25 protein-coding genes are annotated in these 25,303 nt (G+C 38.4%); 3 read left to right on the top strand and 22 right to left on the bottom strand.

All coding sequences use genetic code 11. From position 1 onward, the window contains the following. The 5 genes from glmM to DRF67_RS16895 all read right to left on the bottom strand — a co-directional run bounded on the left by glmM (position 1) and on the right by DRF67_RS16895 (position 5,998). Positions 1 to 1,383: a phosphoglucosamine mutase gene (glmM, locus tag DRF67_RS16875; protein WP_115929473.1), complete on the bottom strand. Its 1,383-nt coding sequence runs from the start codon at positions 1,381 to 1,383 to the stop codon at positions 1 to 3. Between the two features lie 65 nt (positions 1,384 to 1,448). Next, positions 1,449 to 2,462: a DUF4421 family protein gene (locus tag DRF67_RS16880; RefSeq protein ID WP_115929474.1), complete on the bottom strand. Its 1,014-nt coding sequence runs from the start codon at positions 2,460 to 2,462 to the stop codon at positions 1,449 to 1,451. A gap of 218 nt (positions 2,463 to 2,680) precedes the next feature. Further along, positions 2,681 to 4,714: a ferrous iron transport protein B gene (gene feoB / locus DRF67_RS16885; RefSeq protein WP_115929475.1), complete on the bottom strand. Its 2,034-nt coding sequence runs from the start codon at positions 4,712 to 4,714 to the stop codon at positions 2,681 to 2,683. Beyond that, positions 4,714 to 4,968, bottom strand: a complete 255-nt coding sequence (locus tag DRF67_RS16890) for a FeoA family protein (protein ID WP_115929476.1) — start codon at positions 4,966 to 4,968, stop codon at positions 4,714 to 4,716. Before DRF67_RS16890 ends, feoB begins: the two co-directional genes overlap by 1 nt. A gap of 136 nt (positions 4,969 to 5,104) precedes the next feature. Next, positions 5,105 to 5,998 (bottom strand): GLPGLI family protein, encoded by an 894-nt coding sequence (locus DRF67_RS16895; protein ID WP_115929477.1) that lies wholly within the window; start codon positions 5,996 to 5,998, stop codon positions 5,105 to 5,107. A gap of 147 nt (positions 5,999 to 6,145) precedes the next feature. On the opposite strand from DRF67_RS16895, the gene DRF67_RS16900 reads away from it, so the two are divergent. Then, entirely contained in the window at positions 6,146 to 6,643 is a 498-nt protein-coding gene (locus tag DRF67_RS16900) for a DinB family protein (RefSeq protein WP_115929478.1), read from the top strand. Between the two features lie 56 nt (positions 6,644 to 6,699). On the opposite strand, the gene DRF67_RS16905 is transcribed toward DRF67_RS16900, so the two are convergent. Continuing rightward, positions 6,700 to 9,411: a carboxypeptidase-like regulatory domain-containing protein gene (locus tag DRF67_RS16905; RefSeq protein WP_115929479.1), complete on the bottom strand. Its 2,712-nt coding sequence runs from the start codon at positions 9,409 to 9,411 to the stop codon at positions 6,700 to 6,702. Positions 9,412 to 10,009: 598 nt separating this feature from the next. On the opposite strand from DRF67_RS16905, the gene DRF67_RS16910 reads away from it, so the two are divergent. After that, complete coding sequence (locus DRF67_RS16910) at positions 10,010 to 10,891, top strand: cupin-like domain-containing protein (protein ID WP_115929480.1); 882 nt, start codon at positions 10,010 to 10,012, stop codon at positions 10,889 to 10,891. 58 nt (positions 10,892 to 10,949) lie between these two features. Here DRF67_RS16910 and DRF67_RS16915 read toward each other — a convergent pair whose 3' ends face one another. The 14 genes from DRF67_RS16915 to DRF67_RS16980 all read right to left on the bottom strand — a co-directional run bounded on the left by DRF67_RS16915 (position 10,950) and on the right by DRF67_RS16980 (position 21,473). Beyond that, the gene (locus tag DRF67_RS16915; RefSeq protein ID WP_115929535.1) at positions 10,950 to 12,674 is read right to left on the bottom strand and encodes a M14 family metallopeptidase; all 1,725 of its coding nucleotides are present in this window, start codon (positions 12,672 to 12,674) and stop codon (positions 10,950 to 10,952) included. 188 nt (positions 12,675 to 12,862) lie between these two features. Then, positions 12,863 to 13,591: a metallophosphoesterase family protein gene (locus DRF67_RS16920; RefSeq protein WP_115929481.1), complete on the bottom strand. Its 729-nt coding sequence runs from the start codon at positions 13,589 to 13,591 to the stop codon at positions 12,863 to 12,865. 1 nt (position 13,592) lies between these two features. Beyond that, positions 13,593 to 14,135, bottom strand: coding sequence for an RNA 2'-phosphotransferase (locus tag DRF67_RS16925; RefSeq protein WP_115929482.1), 543 nt, complete (start codon positions 14,133 to 14,135; stop codon positions 13,593 to 13,595). Between the two features lie 10 nt (positions 14,136 to 14,145). Then, entirely contained in the window at positions 14,146 to 14,406 is a 261-nt protein-coding gene (locus DRF67_RS16930; RefSeq protein ID WP_228435840.1) for an ADP-ribosylglycohydrolase family protein, read from the bottom strand. Next, positions 14,406 to 15,092, bottom strand: coding sequence for an SIR2 family NAD-dependent protein deacylase (locus tag DRF67_RS16935; RefSeq protein ID WP_115929483.1), 687 nt, complete (start codon positions 15,090 to 15,092; stop codon positions 14,406 to 14,408). Before DRF67_RS16935 ends, DRF67_RS16930 begins: the two co-directional genes overlap by 1 nt. A 4-nt stretch (positions 15,093 to 15,096) precedes the next feature. After that, complete coding sequence (locus DRF67_RS16940; RefSeq protein ID WP_115929484.1) at positions 15,097 to 15,603, bottom strand: O-acetyl-ADP-ribose deacetylase; 507 nt, start codon at positions 15,601 to 15,603, stop codon at positions 15,097 to 15,099. Continuing rightward, positions 15,600 to 16,235, bottom strand: coding sequence for a DUF4291 domain-containing protein (locus DRF67_RS16945; RefSeq protein WP_115929485.1), 636 nt, complete (start codon positions 16,233 to 16,235; stop codon positions 15,600 to 15,602). Before DRF67_RS16945 ends, DRF67_RS16940 begins: the two co-directional genes overlap by 4 nt. After that, a complete protein-coding gene (locus tag DRF67_RS16950; RefSeq protein ID WP_115929486.1) occupies positions 16,232 to 17,047 on the bottom strand; it encodes a TIGR02452 family protein in 816 nt (271 codons plus the stop codon). The genes DRF67_RS16945 and DRF67_RS16950 overlap by 4 nt, the downstream gene beginning before the upstream one ends. Before the next feature lie 2 nt (positions 17,048 to 17,049). Continuing rightward, on the bottom strand, positions 17,050 to 17,466 hold the full coding sequence (locus tag DRF67_RS16955; RefSeq protein WP_115929487.1) for an ADP-ribosylation/crystallin J1: 417 nt from the start codon (positions 17,464 to 17,466) through the stop codon (positions 17,050 to 17,052). Between the two features lie 73 nt (positions 17,467 to 17,539). Continuing rightward, positions 17,540 to 18,610, bottom strand: coding sequence for an adenylosuccinate synthetase (locus tag DRF67_RS16960; RefSeq protein WP_115929488.1), 1,071 nt, complete (start codon positions 18,608 to 18,610; stop codon positions 17,540 to 17,542). 32 nt (positions 18,611 to 18,642) lie between these two features. Beyond that, the gene (locus DRF67_RS16965; protein ID WP_115929489.1) at positions 18,643 to 19,488 is read right to left on the bottom strand and encodes a hypothetical protein; all 846 of its coding nucleotides are present in this window, start codon (positions 19,486 to 19,488) and stop codon (positions 18,643 to 18,645) included. A 2-nt stretch (positions 19,489 to 19,490) separates the two neighbouring features. Next, positions 19,491 to 19,826 (bottom strand): hypothetical protein, encoded by a 336-nt coding sequence (locus tag DRF67_RS16970; protein WP_115929490.1) that lies wholly within the window; start codon positions 19,824 to 19,826, stop codon positions 19,491 to 19,493. A 76-nt stretch (positions 19,827 to 19,902) separates the two neighbouring features. After that, positions 19,903 to 20,445 (bottom strand): NADAR family protein, encoded by a 543-nt coding sequence (locus DRF67_RS16975; RefSeq protein WP_115929491.1) that lies wholly within the window; start codon positions 20,443 to 20,445, stop codon positions 19,903 to 19,905. 332 nt (positions 20,446 to 20,777) lie between these two features. After that, positions 20,778 to 21,473 carry an NUDIX hydrolase gene (locus DRF67_RS16980; protein ID WP_115929492.1) on the bottom strand — a complete coding sequence of 232 codons (696 nt, stop codon included), beginning with the start codon at positions 21,471 to 21,473 and terminating at the stop codon, positions 20,778 to 20,780. A gap of 122 nt (positions 21,474 to 21,595) precedes the next feature. Here DRF67_RS16980 and DRF67_RS16985 point away from each other — a divergent pair, with 122 nt between their 5' ends. Beyond that, positions 21,596 to 22,240: a DUF1579 domain-containing protein gene (locus tag DRF67_RS16985; RefSeq protein WP_115929493.1), complete on the top strand. Its 645-nt coding sequence runs from the start codon at positions 21,596 to 21,598 to the stop codon at positions 22,238 to 22,240. Between the two features lie 49 nt (positions 22,241 to 22,289). On the opposite strand, the gene lepA is transcribed toward DRF67_RS16985, so the two are convergent. Both lepA and DRF67_RS16995 read right to left on the bottom strand, forming a co-directional pair. After that, positions 22,290 to 24,086 carry a translation elongation factor 4 gene (gene lepA, locus DRF67_RS16990; RefSeq protein WP_115929494.1) on the bottom strand — a complete coding sequence of 599 codons (1,797 nt, stop codon included), beginning with the start codon at positions 24,084 to 24,086 and terminating at the stop codon, positions 22,290 to 22,292. Positions 24,087 to 24,218: 132 nt separating this feature from the next. Continuing rightward, positions 24,219 to 25,238 carry a hypothetical protein gene (locus tag DRF67_RS16995; RefSeq protein ID WP_115929495.1) on the bottom strand — a complete coding sequence of 340 codons (1,020 nt, stop codon included), beginning with the start codon at positions 25,236 to 25,238 and terminating at the stop codon, positions 24,219 to 24,221. Positions 25,239 to 25,303 lie beyond the last annotated feature (65 nt).

Here is a 25,303-nt window from a genome sequence, read left to right on the forward strand (position 1 = left end):
TTAAATTAAGCTTTTAATTTTAGCAATCATATCATCTCCAAGCTGATCTGCTTCTTCCTGAGACTTCGCTTCGGTATAGATTCTGATAATGGGTTCGGTATTAGATTTTCTGAGGTGAACCCAGTTGTTTTCAAAGTCGATTTTTACCCCATCTACAGTAGAAATCTCCTCATTCTGATACTCTTGTTCCATTTTGCTTAGAATAGCATCTACGTCGATATCAGGGGTAAGCTCTATTTTCTTTTTACCCATAAAATAGCTTGGATATCCGGCTCTCATTTCAGAAACAGTTTTATTTTCTTTGGCCAGATGTGTTAAAAACAGGGCAACTCCTACCAAAGAATCTCTTCCGTAATGCAGCTCAGGATAGATAATTCCTCCATTTCCTTCTCCTCCGATCACGGCATTCTTTTCTTTCATCAAAGTAACCACATTTACTTCTCCTACAGCACTTGCAAAATATTCAGAATTGTGTGTCCGGGCCACATCTCTCAATGCACGGCTTGAAGAAAGATTGGAAACGGCCACGCCATTTTTATGCTTCAGTAAGTAATCGGCAACGGCTACCAGCGTGTACTCTTCACCAAACATTTCTCCTTTTTCATCTACTAAAGCTAATCTGTCTACATCCGGGTCTACAACGATTCCCAGGTCTGCGTTTTCTTTTTTCACCAGCTCGCAAATGTCGCCCAAATGTTCTTTTAAAGGTTCGGGATTGTGTGGAAAATGACCTGTTGGTTCACAATACAATTTAACAGTTTCACATCCTAACTTCTCCAAAAGCATCGGAATAGCAATACCTCCTGTAGAATTTACAGCATCCAGAACCACTTTAAAGTTCTTGGCTTTGATAGCTTCCACATCTACCATGGGTAAATCGAGAATCTGCTGGATATGAATATCGAAAGCATCATCTCTTGTTTCATAGGCGCCCAGGTGATCTACTTCAGCATAATTGAAATCTTCACTTTCTGCCAAAGCCAGTACATCGGCACCGTTTTCACCGTTGATAAATTCTCCTTTTTCGTTCAGAAGCTTAAGCGCATTCCATTGTTTTGGATTGTGGGATGCAGTAAGAATGATTCCTCCGTCTGCATTCAGCTCAGGAACCATGATCTCAACGGTAGGCGTTGTGGAAAGGCCTAAATCAACCACATTGATCCCCAAACCCTGCAAAGTAGCAGTTACCAATGAGGATACCATCTGACCTGATATTCTCGCATCTCTTCCGATAACAAGGGTAAGGTCCTTTTTATTTTTATTATTCTGAAGCCAGGTTCCGAACGCAGAAGCGAATTTCACCACATCAAGTGGTGTTAAATTGTCATTTACCTTTCCGCCTATAGTTCCGCGAATTCCTGAAATAGATTTTATTAACGACATTATGGTGTTATATTTTATTGTTTTCTAAACTTTACTTTACAAAGATACTTAAAAGACCATTTCCCTTAGAGAATAGGAATTTTTTTTTGGATTTTATCATAGGTGTTTTTGACAACTCTCGGAGGAGCAAAACGATAGCCAATATACAGCAATCCATAGACATTATTATTTTCGGTGGTCTGATTACTCTTCTGATAGGCATCTGCGTTGAAATTCATTTTCCCCCCAAATAAAAACCGGTCTGTATTGTATCCAACGTGAAGACCCCCTTCCATTCTTAAGGTCACATATTGTATGTTTTCTTTTGTTCCCCTGTTTTCCACATCCCGGTAGCTTGCAAACTTTCCTCCCAGACCAAGGGCTAAATACGGGGCGATATTTACTTTTTTACCAATTACCCAATTGTAAAAATACCCGATATTTCCGCCAATATTGTATTGCAGCTCTTTACTTTTTTCATTTTCAATGGTATTTCTAAAAATAGTAAGGTCGTAATCCAGGAACGGAACCCAGCTTCCGCTGCTTTTTTTCTGCCATTCACCCTGGGTATAAATAGATTTTGCAGAGAAGTTTTTATTAAGAACATAGGCTGTAGACCCTCCAAAACTTTGCACTCTAAGGTTCGGAAACTGAATGTATGGGTCTTTGTCCTCCTGCCAATCAGGAAGGAAATCCTTCATATTTTCAATATAAAATCCTTTTACATTTTTATAGTAAAGGGTCTGGATAAATCTATTGGGAAAGAGCCTGAAGGTAAAATCTGTATAGGTGCTTTTGCCCTTAAGCTGATCATTATTGTTATCATTAAAGATGCGCGGTGTAAAGGACAGGGTTGCACTAATGAATTTGTAATCTATAGAAAGGGAGGTTTTGGTTTTATTATTGATGGCCAATACGGTTTTATTGGCATTTTTATCTTCGCCCTCAGAAAATATATAGCTTTCAATATTGGTATCAAGGTTGGCCCGGATCATCACCTGATCTGCATATGATTTTACAAGAGCAGTATCATTTTGGGCATTCACCTGGCAGGCCAATACGAAGAATAACAAAAGGTATACTGCTTTAGAGCTTATCAAACCGGAAATTTTAAATTAAAAAAATGAAATTACTACATTTTTTTCGATTATCCGGTGAAGCTAATGTTAAGAACAACCGCAATCTTTATCACAGTTGGTTCTTTTTGAGCTGAACTTCTTGGGAGCGAAGTTCTTCTTAAGTACTTTAAACAAAGAGTAACATGCGAATGCTACAATTAACAATACAAGTACATACTGAAATATTAATGATAAGTCCATTACTTTAAAATCTGATATGCTATCATCGACACAAAATATGCCAAACCTGTCATCATGGCTACCTGAAAGCCGGTCCATTTCCAGCTTTTGGTTTCTCTGTAGACTACTGCAAGTGTAGAAACACACTGCATTGCAAATGCGTAAAATAAGAGAACGGAAATTCCTGTCGCAAAACTGAAGACTTTTTCTCCGTTTGGTTTTACATCCCTTCTCATTTTATCGATCACCTTTACTTCAGGAGCATCATCTTCAAGGCTGTACAGAGTAGACATTGTTCCTACAAAGACTTCTCTAGCCACAAAACTTGTAAGAATTCCGACTCCCATCTTCCAGTCATAGCCCAAGGGAGCAATCACCGGCTCGATCCCTTTACCCATTTTGGCAAGGTAAGAATGGTCCAGCTCAACATTGGAGGCAACGAATTGGTCAGGATGCTGTTTGGGCCCGAAATAGCTCAAAAACCAAATGATAATACTTACGATAAAAATTATTTTTCCGGCGCCGGTAATGAAATCCCAGACTTTTCCTAAAACCATTTTGAAGTCGTACCCGAAAAGGGGCTTTTTATAGGCCGGAAGATCCATCACCAGATATGTTTTTCCTTTATTTTTAATAAATCCTTTAAGAATCGCTGCAGAAAATAAGGCCACTAAAAAGCCCAGCAGATACATTCCCATTAAGACCAAAGCTTTGTATTTGATTCCTAAAAACGTTCCTTCAGAGATAATCAGCCCAATGATGATACTGTATACCGGAAGTCTTGCAGAGCAGGTCATAAACGGTGTTACCAGGATTGTCAGGAGCCTTTCCTTGACGTTCTCAATATTTCTGGTGGAGATGACAGCAGGAATGGCACAGGCAGTTCCTGACACCAGCGGCACGATACTTTTCCCATTCAGTCCGAATGGGCGGAGCAGTCTGTCCATCAGGAATACAACTCTAGCCATGTATCCTGAATCTTCCAGCAGGTAAAGAAAATATAATAAGATTCCGATTTGGGGTGCAAAAACGACAATTCCCCCTATTCCCGGAACAATTCCGTTTGAGATCAGGGAATTAATAGGCCCTTCCGGCAGGTGCTCACCAGTAAAAGCTGCCAGCCACGAGAAAAATTCTTCGATCCAGTTCATCGGATATTCTGCCAGGAAAAAAACACTCTGGAAAATCACAAGCAAAATCAGCATGAAGACCACATATCCCCAGAATTTATGAACCAAAACCTTATCCAGCTTTTCGGTCAACAATTCTTTGAACTGTACTTTCTTGGAAATTACATCCTCCAGAATTCTATCTACATTCTGATACCTTCTAACGGTTTCCTGAACCTGCAATCTTTTCGGAACCAAACTTTTAGAGTCCGGCTCGTGAAGCTGATCCATGACAGATTCTATTCTTCCCAGATCTGTTCCTAATGAAAGGCTCATCCAGGCTTTATATTCATTATCAAATCCTTTATGGGAAGCCAGTTTCCGGATAAAATCCCGGTGTTCGTTTGGCGTTTCAAAAGATATCTTATCTGTTTTTACAAATTCATTATTATAAACGGATTTGCGTATGTCGTCGATCCCAATCTGTTCTTTGGCATTGGTTTGAATGATTTTGATCCCCAATGCTTCGGAAAACTTGTCAATATCAAGAGTGATCCCTCTTCTTTCTGCCTGGTCGATCTGATTGACAATCAGAATCATAGGAATACCCAGATCCTGGATTTGCTGGAACAAAAGAAGTCCTCTCTTTAAGCTTAATGCTTCGAGAATGTAGACCACGCCTGCATAATTTTTTTGCTCGTCAATAAGAAATTTGGAAAAAATAGCCTCATCTTCAGAACTTGGATATACACTGTATGATCCCGGAAGGTCAATCACCTCAACCTCCTCATCTTTATAGACATATCTTCCCGAATGGCTTGCAACGGTAACGCCGGCATAGTTTCCGGTTTTCTGCTTTTTATTGCACAATGTATTGAAAACCGTGGACTTTCCTACATTAGGATTCCCGACTAAAAGTATCTGTTTTTTCTTATTTTCCTGCATTAATTCAATTCTTCAACAATGATGTATTCTCCTTCTTCCTCACGAAGAGCAATCCGGCTTTTTTCTGCCCCAAATTCTACATACATAGGCCCATTGAATGGAGCCTGATACAAAATCCTGAAAACGGTCTCCGGAAGAAGCCCCATCTCAATGATTTTATTGGGCATTTTCAGATGGTCATTATCATACCCCAATATCTTCCCCATTTTATTTTTAGGGAATCCACTTAATTTATGTAATCCTTTCTCTTTCAAAGCCTAATTTTTAGTCCCGCAAATATACGTTATTTAAATTTAATCTAAATAACGTTTGGGTATGAAAGAAATCAACCCAAACACATTGCTGTATCCGGGTTGATTTGAAATATAATTTAGTTGATATGAATGCTTGTTATTTCTTTTTCTCTGAGCCTTGATCTTTTTCTATCGGATTGTCGTTGGCATTGAAAAAATCTTTAGCCATTTTCTCTTGTTTTTTTGCCATTTCCCCAATGGTCATGTCCGATCCAGGCATTTTCATAGTCATCATTTCGGGGGTAATTTTTTGGCGGAACTCGGCCATTGGATCTTGTTTGAAGCTGGCATAAGCCTTTTCAAACTTATCTTTTGTAGTAGGAGTTATAGTCTGAGGGATGCCGTATTTTGCATTGATTTTATCTGAATACGACATCTCTTCGTAATTTTCTATCTTTTTATTTCCACTAAGCGTCCAGGAATAATTTTTCTCAGAATCTTCAATCTTGACGATCAATCCCGGAAGGCCATAAAATTTATAGGGTCCATCCTGAAAAGGGATATCTGAACTGAACCAAGCAGTCCATTTTCGTCCACCAAATTCTGTAGTTGCTTTTTGAGTGTTGTATTCTCCTACTTTTTCTTTTTCCGGTAAAATGTTCCAGTTAAATTTAACATCATCATCATACCCGAATAAGTTCATGCTTACCCTATCCACATACTTTTCTTTCATCTCAGGATACGCCTTAATGATCTTATATGAAAATTTGGGCATCTTAATAAGTTTGGAAATGTCTTTCCAGCTTTTTGTTTTCTCCATCTCATCAACAGCCACTTTTATAATGGAATCCTGAGCCGGAATTGTATAATCCTGGTAAATTGATTTTTTCGGAGTGATATCCAGAATGGTAATAATCTTATCCAGTTTGGCTGAATCTTTCTTAGGTTTAAAGGTCAGCTCATAAAAGAAACGGTTGGCAGTTTCTTTGGTTTCCTGAGCATGGGCAACAGTAAATAGTGCGATAAGAAATACAGAGAATAGCTTTCTCATTTTTCAAGTTTAATCAATTAGTAATCATGTGCAGGCTTTTGTTACAATTTTCCTTCAAATTTATTTTTTACTTTAAAAATTATGATTCTGTTAAAACATTTTCATTTTTAAAACCATTACCTTTAACTCACTAAAAAACAAATTAATATGGATACTTTATCACAGTTTAAAGATGAGTTTGAGACCGAGTACCAGACCACTAAAAAATTCTTTGAAGCCTATCCTGAGGGAAAAAATGAATATACTCCTCATGAAAAAAGTATGAAGATGATGCCCCTTGCGACTCATATTGCTGAAATTTTTGAATGGCCGAACACGATGCTCAACACCTCAGACCTGGATTTTGCCAATTCAGATCATCAGCCCAAGCAGCTTTCTTCACGGGAAGATCTACTCCGGACGCTGGATCAGAATTTCAAAATGGGTAAGGAAGCTCTTGAACAAGCCCGGGAAGAGAACCTTCGCGACAGCTGGGCATTGAAAAATAACGGTCAAGAGTTGGCAAAATGGACCAAATACGGCTCGATACGCCATGCCCTGAATCAGATTACCCATCACAGGGCCCAGCTTGGGGTCTATTACCGCCTGAACGACATCCCTCTTCCGGGAAGCTATGGACCTTCAGCAGACGACCAAAGCTTTTAAGAAAATCAATATATCTCAAACAAAAAACCAATCCTTATAGATTGGTTTTTTGTTTTTTATTTAAAATTGAATTTTACGGTCAACATGACCTGGCTTGGGCGAAGCAGCATGGTGGTTTGTGTAATGGTTGTATTATCGATGTCAATTCTTTCAAATACTTTTTTGTCGGCAATATTCATCCATTTCAGCTCAAAATCCAATTTCTTTTTAGCCCATGAAAATTGGTAAGAAACATCAAAGAAACCGTTATTATATTTTATGTCTGCTGATTTGGAATTGATCTGGTCCCAATAGAATCCGATGGTGTGGTTTTCCAGAGGATAGAAGAAAACATTTAAATTGTGGGTATATCCTTCTGTTTTTCCTTTATTTCCTGTTAGATAGATATTCGATTGCTTGTTCCAGGTTTTGGACGCATTGAAATCTATGCTCATCCAGGAGAAATAGGTATTGTTGAATTTAAATCCTAGCGTATTCCCGTTGGTTCTGGTATCGATATTATCTGTATTTCTTATGGATTGGGCCTTAGAGATGGTATTATTATAGTTTAATGAGGCATTGGTCTTAAATTTTGGAAAATATTTACCAACTTCTGCATAATAGGTATTACTTGTTCGCTTATTTTCTCTTTCTATATACTCTGTTACCCTGAATCCTGATTCGTTAACAATGCTTGAAGCAATTAAATTGTTCTTTGCATCACTCATTCTGGATCCGACATTAAAGAAAAGGTTATTTAGAGGATTTCTGTATTCCAGCCTTGCTCCCGCATTTTTTGTATTGGTTTCCGGAATCGGGTTTTTAGGATTCATGACATTGAATCCTCCCGGGCTTGTAAGAATATACCCGGCATAAGCAGTCTGGATGTCTCCGAAATTGTTTGTAATTCCTCCGTTCACACTTGCTTTAAAGAATGAAGCAAACGAATACTGGGCAAAAATGTTAGGCGTAAAGGTCACTCTGTTCAAGGATTTTGATACATTTCTGAACAGATCTTCCGCTTTGATACTGTTAAAATTAACCGGGAAGCTTGAAAATAGACTCCAGGATTCTGATTTATAATTAATTCCAACTGAAGCTGAAGGATTAGCCCGGGTGAACTTAAGGTCATTTTCATACGCTAAAGTTCCGAAATCCGGAGAATTATCATCTGTCATTCCGTCAAAATTGGTCGTTAGCTTATCTGTAGAGTAATCAAATCCTACCTGAGGAGTGAAGGTCCAGCCTTTTGTTGAAAAACTGATGTTGGCCGAGTGGGATGTATCCAGGCTTTTGATTCTGAAGCTTTGTAAAGCAGTGGTTCCTGGACTGAACTTAATGGTTGTAAGCGTGTCACTGCCAGGTTTTTTATAAGGAAACCGCAGATAGTCGGCCGGGGAAATTTCCAATACCTGTGTGTCATTCTGATAACTGATATAGGATTTTAAGTTGACCATCTTCTCTTTCCATGGAATAATCGTGCTTAAGGAATTTTGAAAAGATGAAGTGGGTGACTCCAGCGCTTCATTTCCGGTTCTAAATCCTATTTCGTCATTTCTTTCAGCAAAAGCTCGGTCTGCATTCCAGAACTGTGAAAATGTGGTGGTGTTTTTGAAGAATCCTTTTTTTGCGTTTTTGGTAAATATCAATTCTCCTTTCAGCTTATCGGTATAGAAATTATTCAGAAACCTTGTATTGTATTGCACTCCCTGCTGCACATCTCTGGTTATGCTGTTTGCTTCCCTTTCCACCGCATTATTGGTATAGTTGGCGTTAGCCTTCAGTTCCCACTCTTTCTTTTTATCGATATTGGTAAGGTAGTTCGCTGACAGATAATGGACACTGTTCATCAGGTATCGTTTAACGGGTAGATCCGGGGTGCTGGCATTTTCTACGCTTAACCAGTTATTTTGAGAGATATTGCTCCTTCTTCCTTCCCATGAGCTACCGAAAGCGAGGATATTCCCTTCATTTTCTACCTGCTCGCCCATATTATTGGTTTTATAATTGACTACCCACTGGCTTTTCTGTCCAAAAAACATGGGTGTAAGTTTTACATTCCAAAGCCACGGATCTCCAAATCCTGATCCTACCTCTCCACGACCAGTCATAGTCACAGAGTTTTTAAGTTTTATATTGATGGCTGCCTGATCAGAAGGCACTTTATCCTGAAGAATTTTGACAGGCTGATGGTTTTCAAGAACCTCCACTTTCTGCACGGCATCTTTTGGAAGCGAATTGTTGATGGTTCCGTAACCTCCTTCCATAAGATCTTTTCCGTTGACATAGAATTTATTAATGGCATTTCCCTGGTATAATATGGTCCCGTCTTTGTTCACTTCAATTCCCGGTATTTTCCGCATCACATCAGCCAGCGTACGGTCATTCTTACTGTTGAATGCCTTCAGGTCATAGGAAATGGTATCTCCTCTTGCCGTAATCATCTTTGTTTTTAGCTGTACTTCCTTTATTTCTGTCGCTTCAGACTGCATTTTAAAATTCAGGGTCTGGTCACTATTGCTGATCTGTTTAGTAAGCGGCTTCTGGTTGAATGCTTTTACCTTAAGATCTACATTGGATTCGCCAGAAGTGAATGTTACTTTGTACTCTCCTTTGGCATTGGTAATCCCGTACGCCAGAATAGCATCTTTCCCCGGCTCTTCAATAGTAACACTCGCACTTGGTATCGCTACCCCGTCATCATCTGTCACTTTTCCTGAAACCGTTTTCTGAGCGAATGTGAAGACCGCACAAAAAAGTACCAGAAATAAAGAAATATTTTTTTTCATACTTATTATTTGACCAATTAGTTAGTCATTATCATTTTTCGTTACACTTTTTAAAGATGTCTTTTATAGATAAAAGTTAAATCAATATCACTAAAAACATAGTGATAAAGTCATGACCTGAAAACTAAAAATGATTGTTTTTTATTTTTATCTTACGTTAAGCCATCGCTTTCTAAATAATTTCCGCACCAATTCCTTAACAATAAAATCAGCATTGAATGTATTATCTGAAGCTTTTATGTTTATCGATACATTCACTCATTTCATTCTCATGAATTAAAATGAAATCATCACTAATACTAACTTTATTTTATGAAATTCCATTTCAAAACACTTCTACTTTTCATCATGAAAAGATTCTTTTTTGTCTTGAATTATGCTCCCTCTACGCTTTTATATTTCATGTATAATTCCACATTAAATGTAAGCATATACAGCCTTTCGATGGGGAAAAATGAAAAACTTTACTGGTAAAATAAATATTAAAATTCTTACTTTGAGCGGATAGGAAAAAGTGATTTGAATCATAGATTAAAAAAAAATTAAAGGCTGGTATATAAACATTTATTTAATAATTTTGTAACATAAAATTATTAAAATGGGAATTATTTTAAAGCCTATAGATGTTGTAGATGACATTTCAAAAGAAGATTTCTACGAAAAATATCTAAAGCCAAGAAGGCCCGTTGTCATCAAAAATATGGCAAAAAAATGGCCTGCTTATCAAAAATGGACGATGGAATACATGAAGGAAGTTGTAGGAGATGTAGAGGTTCCATTATATGACAGCGCAAAAGCAGACCCTTCTGCTCCCATTAATGCTTCTGCCGCTAAGATGAAATTCGGAGACTATATTGATCTGATTCAGAAAGAGCCTACCGATCTGAGAATATTCCTTTTCGACCCCATAAAATACGCGCCCAAACTTCTGGAAGATTATATTTCCCCAAAAGAACTGATGGGAGGTTTTTTAGATAAATATCCCAATATGTTCTTTGGAGGTAAAGGCTCTGTAACGTTCCTTCACTTTGATATTGATATGGCCCATATTTTCCATACCCATTTCAACGGAAGAAAGCATGTCCTTCTTTTTGATTACAAATGGAGAGAGCGGCTGTATCAGATTCCGTATGCTACGTATGCGCTGGAAGATTATGACATTGAAAATCCTGATTTCACCCAATTTCCTGCCCTGGATGGTGTGGAAGGAATAGAATGTTACCTGGAACACGGCGACACCCTGTTTATGCCTACAGGATGGTGGCACTGGATGAAGTACCTGGACGGAAGCTTCTCCATTTCCCTCAGAGCCTGGGACAAATCATGGGCAGTAAAGGCACATTCTTTATGGAACCTGACCGTACAGCGTAAATTTGACGACCTCATGAAGTTTAATTTCAAAGGCAAATATATGGAATGGAAAGAAAAAATGGCCATTAAGAGAGCAGAAATAGCCTTAAAAAGAGGCTTACCCAGATAAAAGAAAGACGTTTCGAATGAAACGTCTTTTTTCGGCTTATACTTTAAATATCAATTATTTACAAAACTCTATAAACAGGATACTGCCTAAAGGTTTTCTCTTCAAAATAAGGGGAATGTCTGTAAATCCAATCCAGTTGTGCGGTTCCATCTTCAGACAATTTTTTATCCAATGCCTTGGCTGATTCAAAGGCTTCTTTCAGCTTTTTATCTTTTTTAAGCAATTCAGCAGCGGTGTCTTCGAAAATGTAAGCGGAATAGTATTCTTTCTGTGCTAAAATCCCATCGAAGAAATTCCAGTTAAAAAAAGAGTCTAACGCCTCAGGCTCAAGGGTTTCAATAATATATTTTACACCAGGCTGATCGGTAGAAACGATATAGTCTCCTGCCTGGAAACGTTGATTTTTATTAGTTTTATCTACCGTGGTTTCATAATGTACGTAGTGGCCTTCGTAAGGGTTTTTAACTGTTTTAAAGTCTTTTATGGCATAGGACTCAACCGCCAAAGTACTGTCTTTCTGTATTGGTTTCATCCGGATTTTGTTTCTTTTAAATTCTTCAATAACACGGTATTGAGACTGCGGAATGACGTAATATTTAGGAATGGTAACATATCCCGTGGGGACAGCGGTGGTAAAGAGTTTTATATTTTTTGTAAACGGCTTGTTCCTGTCATAGTACAGCCTTGGCTTTCCGGAAATATCGCTCGGTTTGTATTTCCCTTCATAGCCTTTAAAATCCATGGTAGAAAACCTCGTGGAATCTATTTTCCATCGGATTCCATATTGTTTTCCGGCCTGATACTGCTTTAAATTTTCAAGGCGCAGACGCTTTATTGTATGGTAGTCCTTATCTAAATTCTGAAGATTGACCAGCATATATTTGTAGGTTGCATCTACTCTCTTATCGTAGGGTTTCAGCATATGGGTTTCAGGAACCGTTCCCAGGGAATTGAACAGTGAAGTATACCCTGTGGAATACCTCGGAGAATCTTCAAAAGCGGCAAATCCAACTTCCGGAACATCTCCGTGAATGTTTACGTATGGCGTACTTTCATAACCCAGCTTTTTCATATCGTCAAGATTTTTGGCCTGATACTCATTATAGAAATAGGTTCCAAGAATGTTTCCCAGACGTTCTTTAAAAGTAGAAATATAGGTGAACGTATATTGATAATCGGCACCATTGCTTACATGGTTGTCGATAAAAACATCAGGCTTCAGCCATTGATAGATCTCCTGAAAACTTCTGGCGTTTTTGGAATCTGCTTTGATAAAATCCCTGTTCAGGTCATAATTTCTGGCATTTCCCCTGAAGCCATACTGCTCCGGACCATTCTGGTTCGCCCGGGAATAGGATCCTCTGTTCAGCATTCCACTGACGTTATAAACGGAAATAGCGGCAATGATAAAATTTTGCGGAGTTTTGATCTTTTTGGCAGCAAGATCGCGCATCAGCATCATGGTGGCATCTATTCCATCAGGCTCTCCCGGGTGAATCCCGTTGTTGACAAAGAGAATGGCCTTATCTTTTCTTAACTTTTCCAGGTCTTTTTCAGCAAAAGGATTATAAACCACGACATAAATGGGCTTTCCGTTATCGTCTTCTCCTTTTTTCAGATACTGAATCGTATTGAAGTTCTTAGCCAGATCCTGATAATAGGTATTCATCTCTTCATAAGTAACGGTCTGGTTTCCGTTTCCTTTTTCGAAAGGAGTTTGAAAGGATTTCTGTGCAAAAAGCAAGGAAGAGCTGAGGGTCAGCAAAAGATATTTCAGTTTCATGGAGGTCATATTTTTCAGACTTTAAAAATAGACATCTTTTGTGAAAAGAGGGATAGTAGGATGGTGAAAGTTACAAAATCAAGAGACGAAATAGCTTTAAAAATGAAAACCTCACAGGTTTTGAAAACCTGTGAGGTTTGTTTATCTAAAGGCTGAAAGCAAACAAATAATGCATTTCTGGCATCTCATCAATTTCTTCCCTTTTCATTTGGATACAGTGTCGGAAGCGGATCACTTTGCCAGTGCTGTTTGGAGCCAATATCCATCATGGATAAGGCTCCACTATAAGCTGCTCCGGTATCCATATTCCAGACATTGGCTTTGTTCACCGGCGTTGTGATTCCGATATCAAGCGTTGGGGTATGCCCAATAAATATCTCGTTGTACAAAAGCAGCCTTTTAGGATACAGTTCTGAATTCCTCTGGAGTTTTTTATCCATTGCTACAGCGGTTTCCCAGAGTGTCCTGTCCCAGCGGTAATTGCTGGAATAGACTTCTTTTTCCGGCCCGTGCATAGATGCATAACCTGCATGAATAAACAAACGGTTCTGATCATCGATGTGATAGCTTTTCATCCTTTGAAAGAATTCCAGATGCACTTCAAGATCTTCCGGGAGATAATCTGCATAGCTTTCTACGGTGCTCTTCCCCCCATTACGAAGCCAAAGATCAGGACTCTGACCTAATGACAACCAGTCTTCGCACCAGGCATCATGATTTCCTTTAATAAAAATACATGTCTGCTGTCCGGAAACGTCCATTAAATACTTTATCACTTCGGAAGATTCACTCCAGCCATCTACATAATCCCCCAGGAAAATAAGCTGATCATTAGGGGTGACCTCAGCTCTGTCAAGAACCTGCCGTAATGCCCTATACCCTCCATGAATGTCACCTACTACTAATGTTCTGCTCATATTACTTCGAAATATATTTTGCATCTACAAAATCGGTGAGCCAAACTCCGTTTGCAGACTGATAAAATAAGAGCCCCTCCTGATGCATTGTTCCGGTTCTGATGGTAAGAATTACAGGCTTTCCGTGTCTCATCCCGACCTTTGCAGCGGTCTCTTTATCAGCACTTAAGTGTACATGCTGACGGGTTCTTTTTTCAATTCCTTTTTCCAGAATAGACACCATATTGGTTTCTGCAGTTCCATGGTATAGAAAGTCAGGAGGCTGTTTTGCTTCCAAAGCCAGATCTATATCAATAGAATGGCCCTGACTTGCCCTGATCATGGTTTTATCTTCATTAAAAGCAAAACGTTTCTTATTATTGGTTTCTACAACCTCGTCCAGTTCTTCAGGCGTAAAATATATTCTCTTTTTGGCTGATTTTCCTCTCAGCTCTCCTATATCTGCCCAGCCGTTTTCATCGAGTCTAAGGCCTATACTTTCCGGCTGATGTCGTAAGATCAGGCTTAAAAATTTACTTATTTTTTTCTTTTCTATTTCGTTCATGGTTTGTGTTTTAATTCATTAATTTTTGGTGTAATTTCTCACATAATTTCTCAATATCATCCTTCCTCACCAGCTCAGCAATCCATTCTTCCGGAATATTTTCAAATCCGTAATAAATTCCAGCAATTCCTCCGATAATGGCTCCTGTTGTATCGGTGTCTTCTCCAAGGTTTACCCTCTTCAAAACAGTTTCTGAATAACTTTCTACAGGGACACCAAGAGCATCTCCTATACAGACGCCCATGATTCCTGCTTTTACTTTATTTTCCATCAGGCAAGGTTGACCAGTTTATCAAACAATATTTCCATTCCCCGGGTGGCTGTTTCTTTCATGACGACCGCTCTCTGTCCGTATCCAAATCCTGTTTCATTAGGATTGATAACAATTAAAAGACAGTCATCTTTGATATCATGAATCAATCCTGCTGCCGGATACACCTGCAAAGACGTACCGATGACCAGTAAAATATCTGATTCTTTCACGATTTCTCTTGCCGTCTGATACAATGGGACATCTTCTCCAAACCAAACGATAAAAGGTCTTAACTGCGCCCCATCTTCAGCTTTGTCACCAATATTGATGTCCTCTTTTTGGTCATAAATCAAGTCTTTATTCTTGCATGAGCACGATTTGAATAATTCTCCATGGATGTGAAGAATATGGGTGGATCCCGCTCTTTCATGAAGGTCATCAATATTCTGGGTAATAACCTGAACATCGAAATGTTTCTCCAGCTCTGCTAATAATTGATGCGCTTTATTGGGCTGTACTTCATGCAGCTGTCGTCTCCTCTGGTTGTAAAATTCCAGAACCAAGGCACTGTCTTTTCTCCATCCTTCCGGACTTGCCACATCCATTACATTATGGTTTTCCCAAAGACCGTCTCCGTCTCTGAAAGTCTGTATTCCGCTTTCGGCACTGATTCCTGCGCCGCTTAATATGGCTAGTTTTTTCATTGGTTTATTCTAATAGTTCTTTGTAAATCATTTTATTTTCATCATCAAAGCAAACAAAAATAACTTTCTTAACTGTATCTGAATGAAATTTTCTGACCTCATCTACAGCTATTTTTCCCGCCAGCTTTTTGGGAAAGCGATATACTCCAGTACTGATGTTGGGAAAAGCAATTGTTTTTACCCCAAGGCTTTCTGCTAATTTCAAGGAATTATGATAACAATTCGCCAGAAGTTTTGATTCTTTTTCTTCATTACCATTCCAAACCGGACCTACGGTATGAATAACATATTTGGCTGGGAGATTTCCCGCATTTGTTACGACAGCTTCGCCCGTATTGCATTTCCCCTGTCTGTTTCTGATGGCTCTGCATTCTTCCAGTATCTGTGGCCCTCCTGCTCTGTGAATGGCTCCGTCAACTCCGCCTCCGCCAAGTAAGGAAGAATTGGCTGCGTTGACAATCGCATCAGCCTGAATTTTCGTGATGTCTCCTTTTATTAATTCAATTTTCATTTTAAATTGAGCTTTTTGTTTAAAACCTCATCATCAAATAATAAAGGCTTTTCTTCTGGAATGATCAGATTGTCCAAATCATCATTTAACACAAATTCATATTGTTCTTTCACAAAATCTGAAATGTTTTCAATTAAAATAATATCATTTTTAGCAAAAGAGAGGGTATATTCATTTCGTAAACCTATTTGTATTGCTCTCCTTTCCAGCTTATTTCCAAATGGATCATGATCCGGATCCCATTGCAGCCTCACTGAAGATTCTTTCATCTGAGCCTGCCATTCTTCTTTGGAAACTTCAAGCTTTTTATTGTAAGAAGAATATATTGCATTTTCCAGATATTTTCTGAATGCTTCTTTTTTCAGATGAATAGCCAAAACGTATTCCTGATCTTCTTTTCTGCCCCAGCCATTGCGGTACATCATCCAAAGAAAATTAGGTTTTATCCAGGTCATTCTTTCGAGACTGAAACCTCCGCCAAAGAATTGATTTTTAACTGCAAATTCTCCAATTTCTTTTTTATAGGATTGATATACAATAATTTTCTCATCATCATATTGAGCCATGATATGATAGCCTTGTTGGGGCCAATCCTGTAGTTGTTCTTTATACTTTTTTAGTTTGATATTCATTGTATTTCTTCAAACGGTTTCAGCATTTCTTCTTTCTTTGTAAGCACTGCGAAAACCACTCTTTTAAATTTATTTTTATATTTCCCCTGAAGATGCTTTTTAAACAATCCTGCAATTTCTTTCGGATCATTTCTGAACACTCCACAGCCCCATCCTCCTAGGATTAAAACTTCATTTCCTTCATGTAAAGCCAGCGAAAGCATTTTATCCATTCTGACATCCATTGCGGGGAGAATTTCATTTTCTCTTTCCGGTTCCTGACGTTTTACCACCCCTGCATTAACTGCCGGAGAGGTAATGAAGTTACACAGCACAGGTTTAGGGAGCAATTCTCCTTTATCTTTCCTGAAAACCGGAACTTTGGGACTGTAAATCATTGTATCGGTATAAAAACAGGACTCCATCGCACGGTGAGTCGTATAATAATCCCAGGCCTGAAGCAGACTTTCATACAATCCGGAAGTTCTTGCGAGACTTTCTTCCTGTGCTTCAGCCCCGTTGATAAATCCACCTCCGGGATTTTTTGCAGAAGCGAAGTTCAGACACATGAGTTTTTCCTGATTTTCTTCTTCAGCCAATTGTAAAATTGCTTTTAAGGAACTGCTGTTTCTTGTTTCAAACCGTGTTTCAAAATTGGTTTCCGGCATTGTGGATTCTATCATTTCTGAAAGCTGTTCCGGGGTGAAAAGAGTGGTATCTTTTTTACTGATTTCCAGCTCATTCTCTATATTTATTTTTTCGTTATGTTCGTTGATATAATATTTTTTAGCAAGGATATCTAAGGTATCTTTTGCCATTCCTTTATTTGTCATAGTTAAGTTTTTTTAATGTTAAGCATCAGTCCTTCCAGTTCAGTATTTCCAGCTTTTTCAAAATTATCTCCTATAAATACTTTTGTGACTTTTATATTTCCTACAATCGCCTCATTAAAGCTGTTCAGCTCTTCGGAAGGAACCCATAATTCATTGTGGTTTCTTGCTCCTACATTCTGTGCAGGATACTGATCTGCTACTTCTGTCAACACCTCAAACCGGGTTACAAAACCAAGATAATTTCCGGCTTCGTCTCTCGTATTCCATTTTTCAGCAATCTCTGAAGCATATTCTTCATTGAGAACGGGATAAAAAATGGGCTGCCATTCCAATCTTGGTGGAAATTTTTTAAATCCGCTCTCCATAATCAATATCATTTCTTTTTCTCCTACTGGTCTATATAATGTTGTTGTTTTCATGGTTATTTACTTTTATTCATTATCAATATTCTGGTTCTGATCCGGATAAAATTAATACTTGTATCTTCAAGATTTAAAAAATCTGTTTAAAATCTTTCGAATACGGAGAATACGATCCGTAAACCGCATCAAAATCTATATCAAGATTTTCTACCTTAAACTTCTCATCAATCTGATCCAAACAGGTCACAACAAGGTTCTTTTTAACCGAAAGTACATATGCCGCATCCAGTTTCAAAGCATAATTCAAAAGGTTGTAATCTATTTCTCCTGTCCTCAGCTCCTTTTGATAATCATTAAATGTACAGGTTTCTTCTTCATTATTTCTCAGATCCATTTCTTTTTCATTACTCATCCAGCCGTTTCCGTGGCGGGTTGCATAACTTCTGGTGACATAATACATTTCAATGTCTTCAATTTTTAAAAGCTTACAGATTTCGCAAGCATTTTTTGAAGTCGTATATGCATAGGTCACATTGGGAAATATCCCATGATCCATATCGAGTAAAATACCCTGGCTTCCTTCAAAAATAAGGTGGTTGAATGAAGCCAGCCAGGTATAATCATTTATTTTCCAATCAATGCTATCAACAGCTTCTAAAAAAGGGCGTAGAAGTTCATCAATTTCTTTTTCGTCTGCAAATCCATAATAATAAGCAATCCCTTTAAGCTTTTCCATCAGCATTTCTCTCGGTGCGATAAGGTCTATGGCAAACAGTTTATACGGACTTTCATGTCTTTTCATGGTGGCTCCTATTCCTTTTCCGCAGGTCCCGTGTTCCAGATTTCTTGCGTTGGTCCGGTTCTGCCATACATCAAAAGGAGTCGTAACCTTCGCGAGTGGATGAATATGGAGTTCAATATTCCCGTTCTTTGTCTTTAGGTCTTCTCTTTCATTGAGCAGAAAAACCGGATGAATAGTGCAATGCTCTGTTAAGTAAGAAGGCAAGCCACGAAGTGCTCCGCTTGCAAAACTTGAATGTACATGCTTTCTCTCATCAATCATCACCGTATGGGCCGCCTGCTGGCCTCCTGAAAAACGGATTACCACCGCTTCCGGATTCTGAGAAGCCAGAAAATCTGCAGTGATCCCTTTTCCTTCATCACCAAACCCTAGTCCTATTACGATCTGCGCTTTTTTCATGTCCTTTTATTTTAAATGTCAATTGCCTTGTTCTAAAGCATCTGAAACTGATCTAAACCTGTTGTTCCTAAGGTTTTATTTTTAAACTTATCGCAGATAATTCCTTTGATAACATTGGGGATTTCTCTGTGATCTTCAATGGATATACAGTTTTGTCCTAACAATTCTCTCCATCCTTTGTCTGCTCTCAGTGCCTGGTCTGAATGTAAAACACTGATATGGTATACTTCATATTTCTTTTTTACTTCTTCCAGCAATTCAAGATGAGTATAGGTTTGTTGCCCGCTACCCATAATTTCCCTGATGGCAGAAGCAGGAAGTATCTTTAAACAAGGTTCATCTCCAACGGTAAACAATAATCCTTTTTGTTTTCTTTTTTCAAAGGCATCTGTTCTGGTGTGGAAGGCTGCGAAATACCATGCTAACAAATAGCTTTCTCCGGCATTTCCTCCTCCACCGGATTCGATATAAGTTCGGGTAAGCCACATATCCAGTTCCTCATCTCCGGACTCAAACTGTCCTACCTGAAGCGGATAACCATCACATTCATGGTCTCCAATTCCAAGAAAGAGCAAAGCCGGATCGGGAACACCTCCCTGGATAATTCCACCCATTAGTTTTGGTAATCCATCTCTGATCAGCTCATGAGGAATATGTCCCATACTTCCTGTAACATCGAGCCCCAAAATAATTGGTACTGAGTCGGGATGAACTTCTGAATCTCTGGATTCCCTGAAAGAAATTCCGTGAGGATTCATAGATTCATGGGCCATTCTTTTGGCATTCTGGGTAAAAATTTCACCCGCGGATTTTGTTCCGTACCCTGCTTTTCTTGCTCTGTCATAACGAGCATCTAAATCGTATCTTGTACTTCCCATAACTATAGTGTTTTTCCAAATAAATATTCAAATCTCTTCTGGGTTACTTCCAACTGAATATTCAGATTTCTGATGGTTAATGATAATTCTATGTCTTTCTGAACGAATGCTTCGGGATTGAAATCGGCAAAAGTCAGACTGTTTCTGTCTAAAGGGCTGATATCAATAAGCCCTTCCCGTTCGCGCTCAAGTCTTTTGATTTTAAGTTCGATATCTTCGACTCTGCGCCTGTAAATCAGTTCGGAATCTGCCCCGATGATTCTTGCACGGTCTTCTCTGATCTGATCATTATTTCTTTGTAATGATTCGATAAATCTTGGTTTTAATTCATCTTTCATGATCAATATTTTATATTTGTGTTAGTATTACGCTAATTAAACAAGACATAGCAATTCCTTTCCTTCCTAAGGATGGTTATGCTCTTAATTGATCTCTTACTTCCATCAGAGCAAATCCTAAAAGGTTTTCTCCGTTCCATAATAAAGGATTGTCTGCTCTGCTGTCTGTTTCCAGCATCCCGATACCCCAAATTCTGTCGTACGGACTTGCTTCCACCAGAACTTTGTCTCCAGTTGACAAAAGGAAATCTTTAAAGTTCTGATTTTGAGAAAACTTCAAAAAATTTCCCTGAATGACAATTCCGCATTTACATTCATCCCAAACTTGCGGATCAAAGTTTTTTACTTTCCGGCCTAAAGCCTTGGCCTGATTGGGAGTAGCGGCCTTTAAGATTTCTTCTTCTGTTTCACGATCATTAAATAATCTTGCTTTTCCGGCCATCATATAATGTTCTGCCGTTTTATAGATGATCCCATTTTCCTTAAATTTTCCGGGAAACCACTGGCTGAAGCATGACTTCGATACCCTATCCGTTGCTGTATGTCCCCAGAAAAAGAGAAATCTGATCCTTTCTTTCTTCTGAAAACGTTCTGTAGTATTTTGTATGGTGTATTTCATGATTGCGTTATTTTTACACAAATTTAAAATATTACCAGTATTGGAACCAAATTTATTTGTGTTAATTTTACGCTAATAAATGTAATAAATTGATTTTCAGTGATAAAAATTTAATTTCGATAAACACGAACACCACAGGTTTTTATCACAAATGGCACTAATCCTTAATTGGTTTAGGGTAAAGCCGAAAGACTTTGATCATAAAAAAACGGACTAAAGCCCGTTTCTATTGAATGTTTTCAATTGATATTTTATACTGTAGCTTCAGAACGTTTTATAAATATTTGTGGATTTTTGTGCACAACATCTGTGAACTTTATGTTTAGATACAACTATTTAATTTCAAAATAAAAGCCCTGTTCTTCAAGCTCTTTATATTTTTCTTTATTGAAGGTAAAAAGCTTTCCGGGTCTGCCGCTCCCTTCTTTTTTGACGTTGTTAGTTTCGTTAAGAAGTCCGTAGCTCATGATTTTCTTGCGGAAGTTTCTCCTGTCAATTTCCTGACCTACAATTGTTTTATAAAGATTTTCAAGGTCTGAAAATGGAAATTCCTCATTGAGGAGATTAAAACCGACCGGCTGGTATTGAATTTTGGTGCGAAGTCTTTTTAAGGCCATCTCAATGATGGTCTGGTGGTCAAATGCAAGAGAAGGAAGTGCATTAACGCTGAACCATTGTGCATCTTCAGCATCGGAATCTGCAAACAGTTCGTGATAAGAAGGATTCACAAGTCCCAGATAGGCTACTGAAACCACCCGGTTTCTAGGATCGCGACCCACATTACCGAATGTATAGAGTTGCTCTAAAAAATCGGGCTTTATGCCGGCTTCTTCATAGAGTTCTCTTTTTACTGCGTCATCTACACTTTCTTCATCCAGAACAAGACCTCCGGGAAGAGCCCAACCTCCTTTAAAAGGCTCGATATTTCTTTTAATCAGAAGAATCTGAAGATCTTTTTTATCAAAATATCCGAAAATAACAGCATCTACGGCTACTTTTATATCCTGTAATTTTTTTGGAGACTCCATATATTAATTTGCGTTACGAATACACAAAGTTACGATTTCTCATCATAACAAAAAAAAATTTCACATATAATAAAAGTTCATATCTTTAGTTATTAATATAACCATCTTAAAACTAAATTATTATGAAAAAACTATTGACTGTTCTTTCCGTTGCTTTTTTATTAACAGCTTGTGAGAAAGGAAAAACAACCGCTGCCAATGGTTCTGTTACTACGGACTCTACTGCGGCAAATTCAGAATGGAAACCCGTAGACTCTGCGACAGCAACCAAAGCCTGGATGGAGTATGCCACTCCTGGAGAAATGCATAAAATGCTGGCCAAATCTGATGGAACCTGGACCGGAGAAACTACCATGTGGATGGAAAATGGAGGAAAGCCTATGACCAGCCAAACTGAAACCACCAACAAAATGATGTACGGCGGGCGCTATCAGATGAGTAACCATAAAGGAAATTTTATGGGAATGCCTTTCGAAGGAATGAGTATTGTAGGATATGACAATTCTAAAAAGAAATTTATCAGCACTTGGATCGACAATATGGGAACCGGAATGATGCACGGTGAAGGAGATTGGAATGCTTCCACAAAATCGGTTGAGTTTAAAGGAAAAATGACCGACCCTGCAAGACCTGGAAAGGACTGCGATTTCAGAGAGGTCTTCACCTTTGTGGATGACAATACTCAAAAACTGGAAATGTACGGACCTGATTCCAAAACAGGAAAAGAATACAAAACAATGGAGATCAAATACACCCGTAAGAAATAAGACAAAAAAACCGCTTCATCTGAAGCGGTTTTTATCTTTATAGTCAATATTAATCATTCAGCTTTAATACAGCCATGAACGCGGATTGTGGTACTTCTACCCTACCAATCTGTTTCATCTTCTTCTTTCCTTCTTTCTGCTTTTCCAAAAGTTTACGTTTTCTGGAGATATCTCCACCGTAACATTTTGCGGTAACGTCTTTTCTTAAGGCTTTAATGGTTTCTCTTGCGATTACTTTCGTTCCTAATGCTGCCTGAACTGCAATATCAAACTGCTGTCTAGGAATCAGTTCGCGAAGCTTTTCACACATTCTCTTACCAATGTAGTATGCGTTGGAATCGTGAATCAGGGAAGATAATGCGTCTACCATATCACCATTGATCAGGATATCCATTTTTACAAGCTTGGAAGCTCTGAATCCGATTGGGTGATAATCGAATGAAGCATATCCTTTAGAGATTGATTTTAATCTGTCATAGAAGTCGAATACAACCTCAGCAAGAGGCATATTGAAAATTAACTCAACTCTTTCTGATGTTAAATAACTTTGGTTAACAATTTCCCCTCTTTTTTCGATACATAAAGTCATTACCGCTCCCACGAAATCGGATTTTGTAATGATAGAAGCCTTAATAAATGGTTCTTCTACTCTATCCATCGTAGAAGGATCCATCATTTCAGACGGGTTGTTAATCAGTATCGGAACTTCAGGTTCTTTTTTGGTATATCCAAAATAAGAAACGTTGGGTACCGTTGTGATTACGTTCATATTGAACTCTCTGTCCAGACGTTCCTGAACAATTTCCATGTGGAGCATTCCTAAGAATCCGCAACGGAAACCAAAACCAAGAGCGGCAGAACTTTCGGGTTCGAAAACCAGAGAAGCATCATTCAGTCTTAATTTTTCAAGAGAGAATCTCAATTCTTCAAAATCCTCGGAATCAATTGGATAAATTCCGGCAAATACCATTGGCTTTACTTCCTCAAATCCTTCAATAGGTCCTGCTGCAGGTTTATCAAAAGAAGTAATGGTATCTCCTACTTTTACTTCACGGGCATCTTTAATCCCCGAAACCAGATAGCCAACATCGCCACAGTGAACGGTTTTCTTTGGAACCTGCTTCAGTTTTAAAGTCCCTACCTCATCCGCTCCATATTCTTTTCCGGTAGCAAAGAATTTGATTTTTTCGTTTTTGGAAATACTTCCATTGACTACTTTGAAATACGCTTCGATTCCTCGGAATGGGTTGTAAACAGAGTCAAAGATCAACGCTTGAAGCGGGCCATCGGGATTTCCTACGGGTGCAGGAATTCTTTCAACGATCTGCTCCAAAAGATGGTGTACCCCTTCTCCTGTTTTACCTGAAACTCTTAAAACATCCTCATATTCGCAGCCAATAAGGTTCATGATCTCATCGGTTACTTCTTCAGGGTTAGCGGAAGGAAGGTCAATTTTATTCAGAATAGGAATAATCGTCAGATCATTTTCCAGTGCAAGATAAAGGTTACTGATGGTCTGTGCCTGGATACTCTGTGCAGCATCTACAATAAGAAGCGCTCCTTCACAGGCAGCAATAGAACGGGATACTTCATAAGAAAAGTCAACGTGTCCCGGTGTATCAATAAGGTTTAAAATGTATTTTTCTCCTTTATACTCATAATCCATCTGGATCGCGTGTGACTTGATGGTAATCCCACGTTCTTTCTCCAAATCCATATCATCCAGCGTCTGAGACTGTAATTCTCTTTGGGTCACTGTATTCGTGTACTCCAATAGACGGTCTGCCAGGGTACTTTTACCGTGGTCGATATGAGCGATTATGCAAAAATTTCGTATGTTTTTCATTTAAGAATCTTGTAATTTGCAAAGATAAGAAAATGCAAGAGATTTTTTCATCCTTAATTTTTTCTTTTTAACTGAAACACAAATAACAATACACAAAAAGAGAGACAAAATCCTCTCCTTATTTTCAGAATGTTACCTGGTTTTGCCAAAACTTTCAGGTAAAAGATAATTTCCTGTAAAGGGGTCAAGGTAAATCTGAGATTCTTCGACATTGCTTTTTTTACCTAAAATACTGGCATCTATAACCGCTCCGACTATCGCCCCTACTAAACCACCTGCTGCACCACCAATCATCGCTCCATTGGCAGCCGTTTGGGGAAACAGGTCTGCTTTTGTTGCCTGAATAAAGACCCCGTCACCATTTTTAAAAATCTCGGTATAGCCCACAGGAATATTTTTGTATGCAGTGCCGTTATGCACAAAGGCATAAAATTTTCTTATTCCCTTTTTTTCATCTCCCTTTACCGCCTTTGTCACTATACCCTTACTGTTAGTCTGCAGAGAGTATCCAGGTTCGGGGTTGTGAGTGAAAAAGCTGTAATAATCTGTATAAGCCCCTTCTTTTAATTCGTCTGCTTTTAAAATATCAAGTTGATCCTTCAGCACAACGGAATAATTCGGAAGATCGTTTTCTGACACGCTCAATTCCCAGGGCGTTGTTTCGTAGGATTTTTTAAGGAGATCCGTAAAAACCAAAGTGATTCTTTTCGCCAATGTTTGTCCCATATACGGAGTGTTAAGTGATGAAGCACTCACTATGGTATCTTTTCTGTCAATAAAATGATACCCGTCCTCTTTTTTTAGAAAGGTGCTTGCTCTTAATTCAAGCTTTCCGATCGAATATTTTTCCTTTTTATCCTCAGAAATTTTTAGGTTCTCCAATACCAAAAACAGGTCATTCTGGCCCCTTACCGGATTGTATTTATAAAACCAATCCTGCAGATCTTTACTTGCATTATTTTCTAACCCTATTTTTACCTCGTCTTTATGGTACATTACCATTCCTACGTCCTGATCAGCCCTGAGATCTATTACTGTAAAACTTTTTACAGAGTTTCTGCTGTCTTTAATAGATTTTGAAAGATTAATGGTTTCTGTTTTCTGACCCCAAATTAAGCCGGAAAACAATAAAAAGAAAAATATTTTTTTCATCTGTACGTTTTCATCAAAAATATGAATTTAGTGGATAGTTAAACGGCTCTCACAAAAATAATTTT

The organism is Chryseobacterium pennipullorum (genome assembly GCF_003384725.1).
GTDB classification, from domain to species: Bacteria; Bacteroidota; Bacteroidia; order Flavobacteriales; family Weeksellaceae; genus Chryseobacterium; species Chryseobacterium pennipullorum.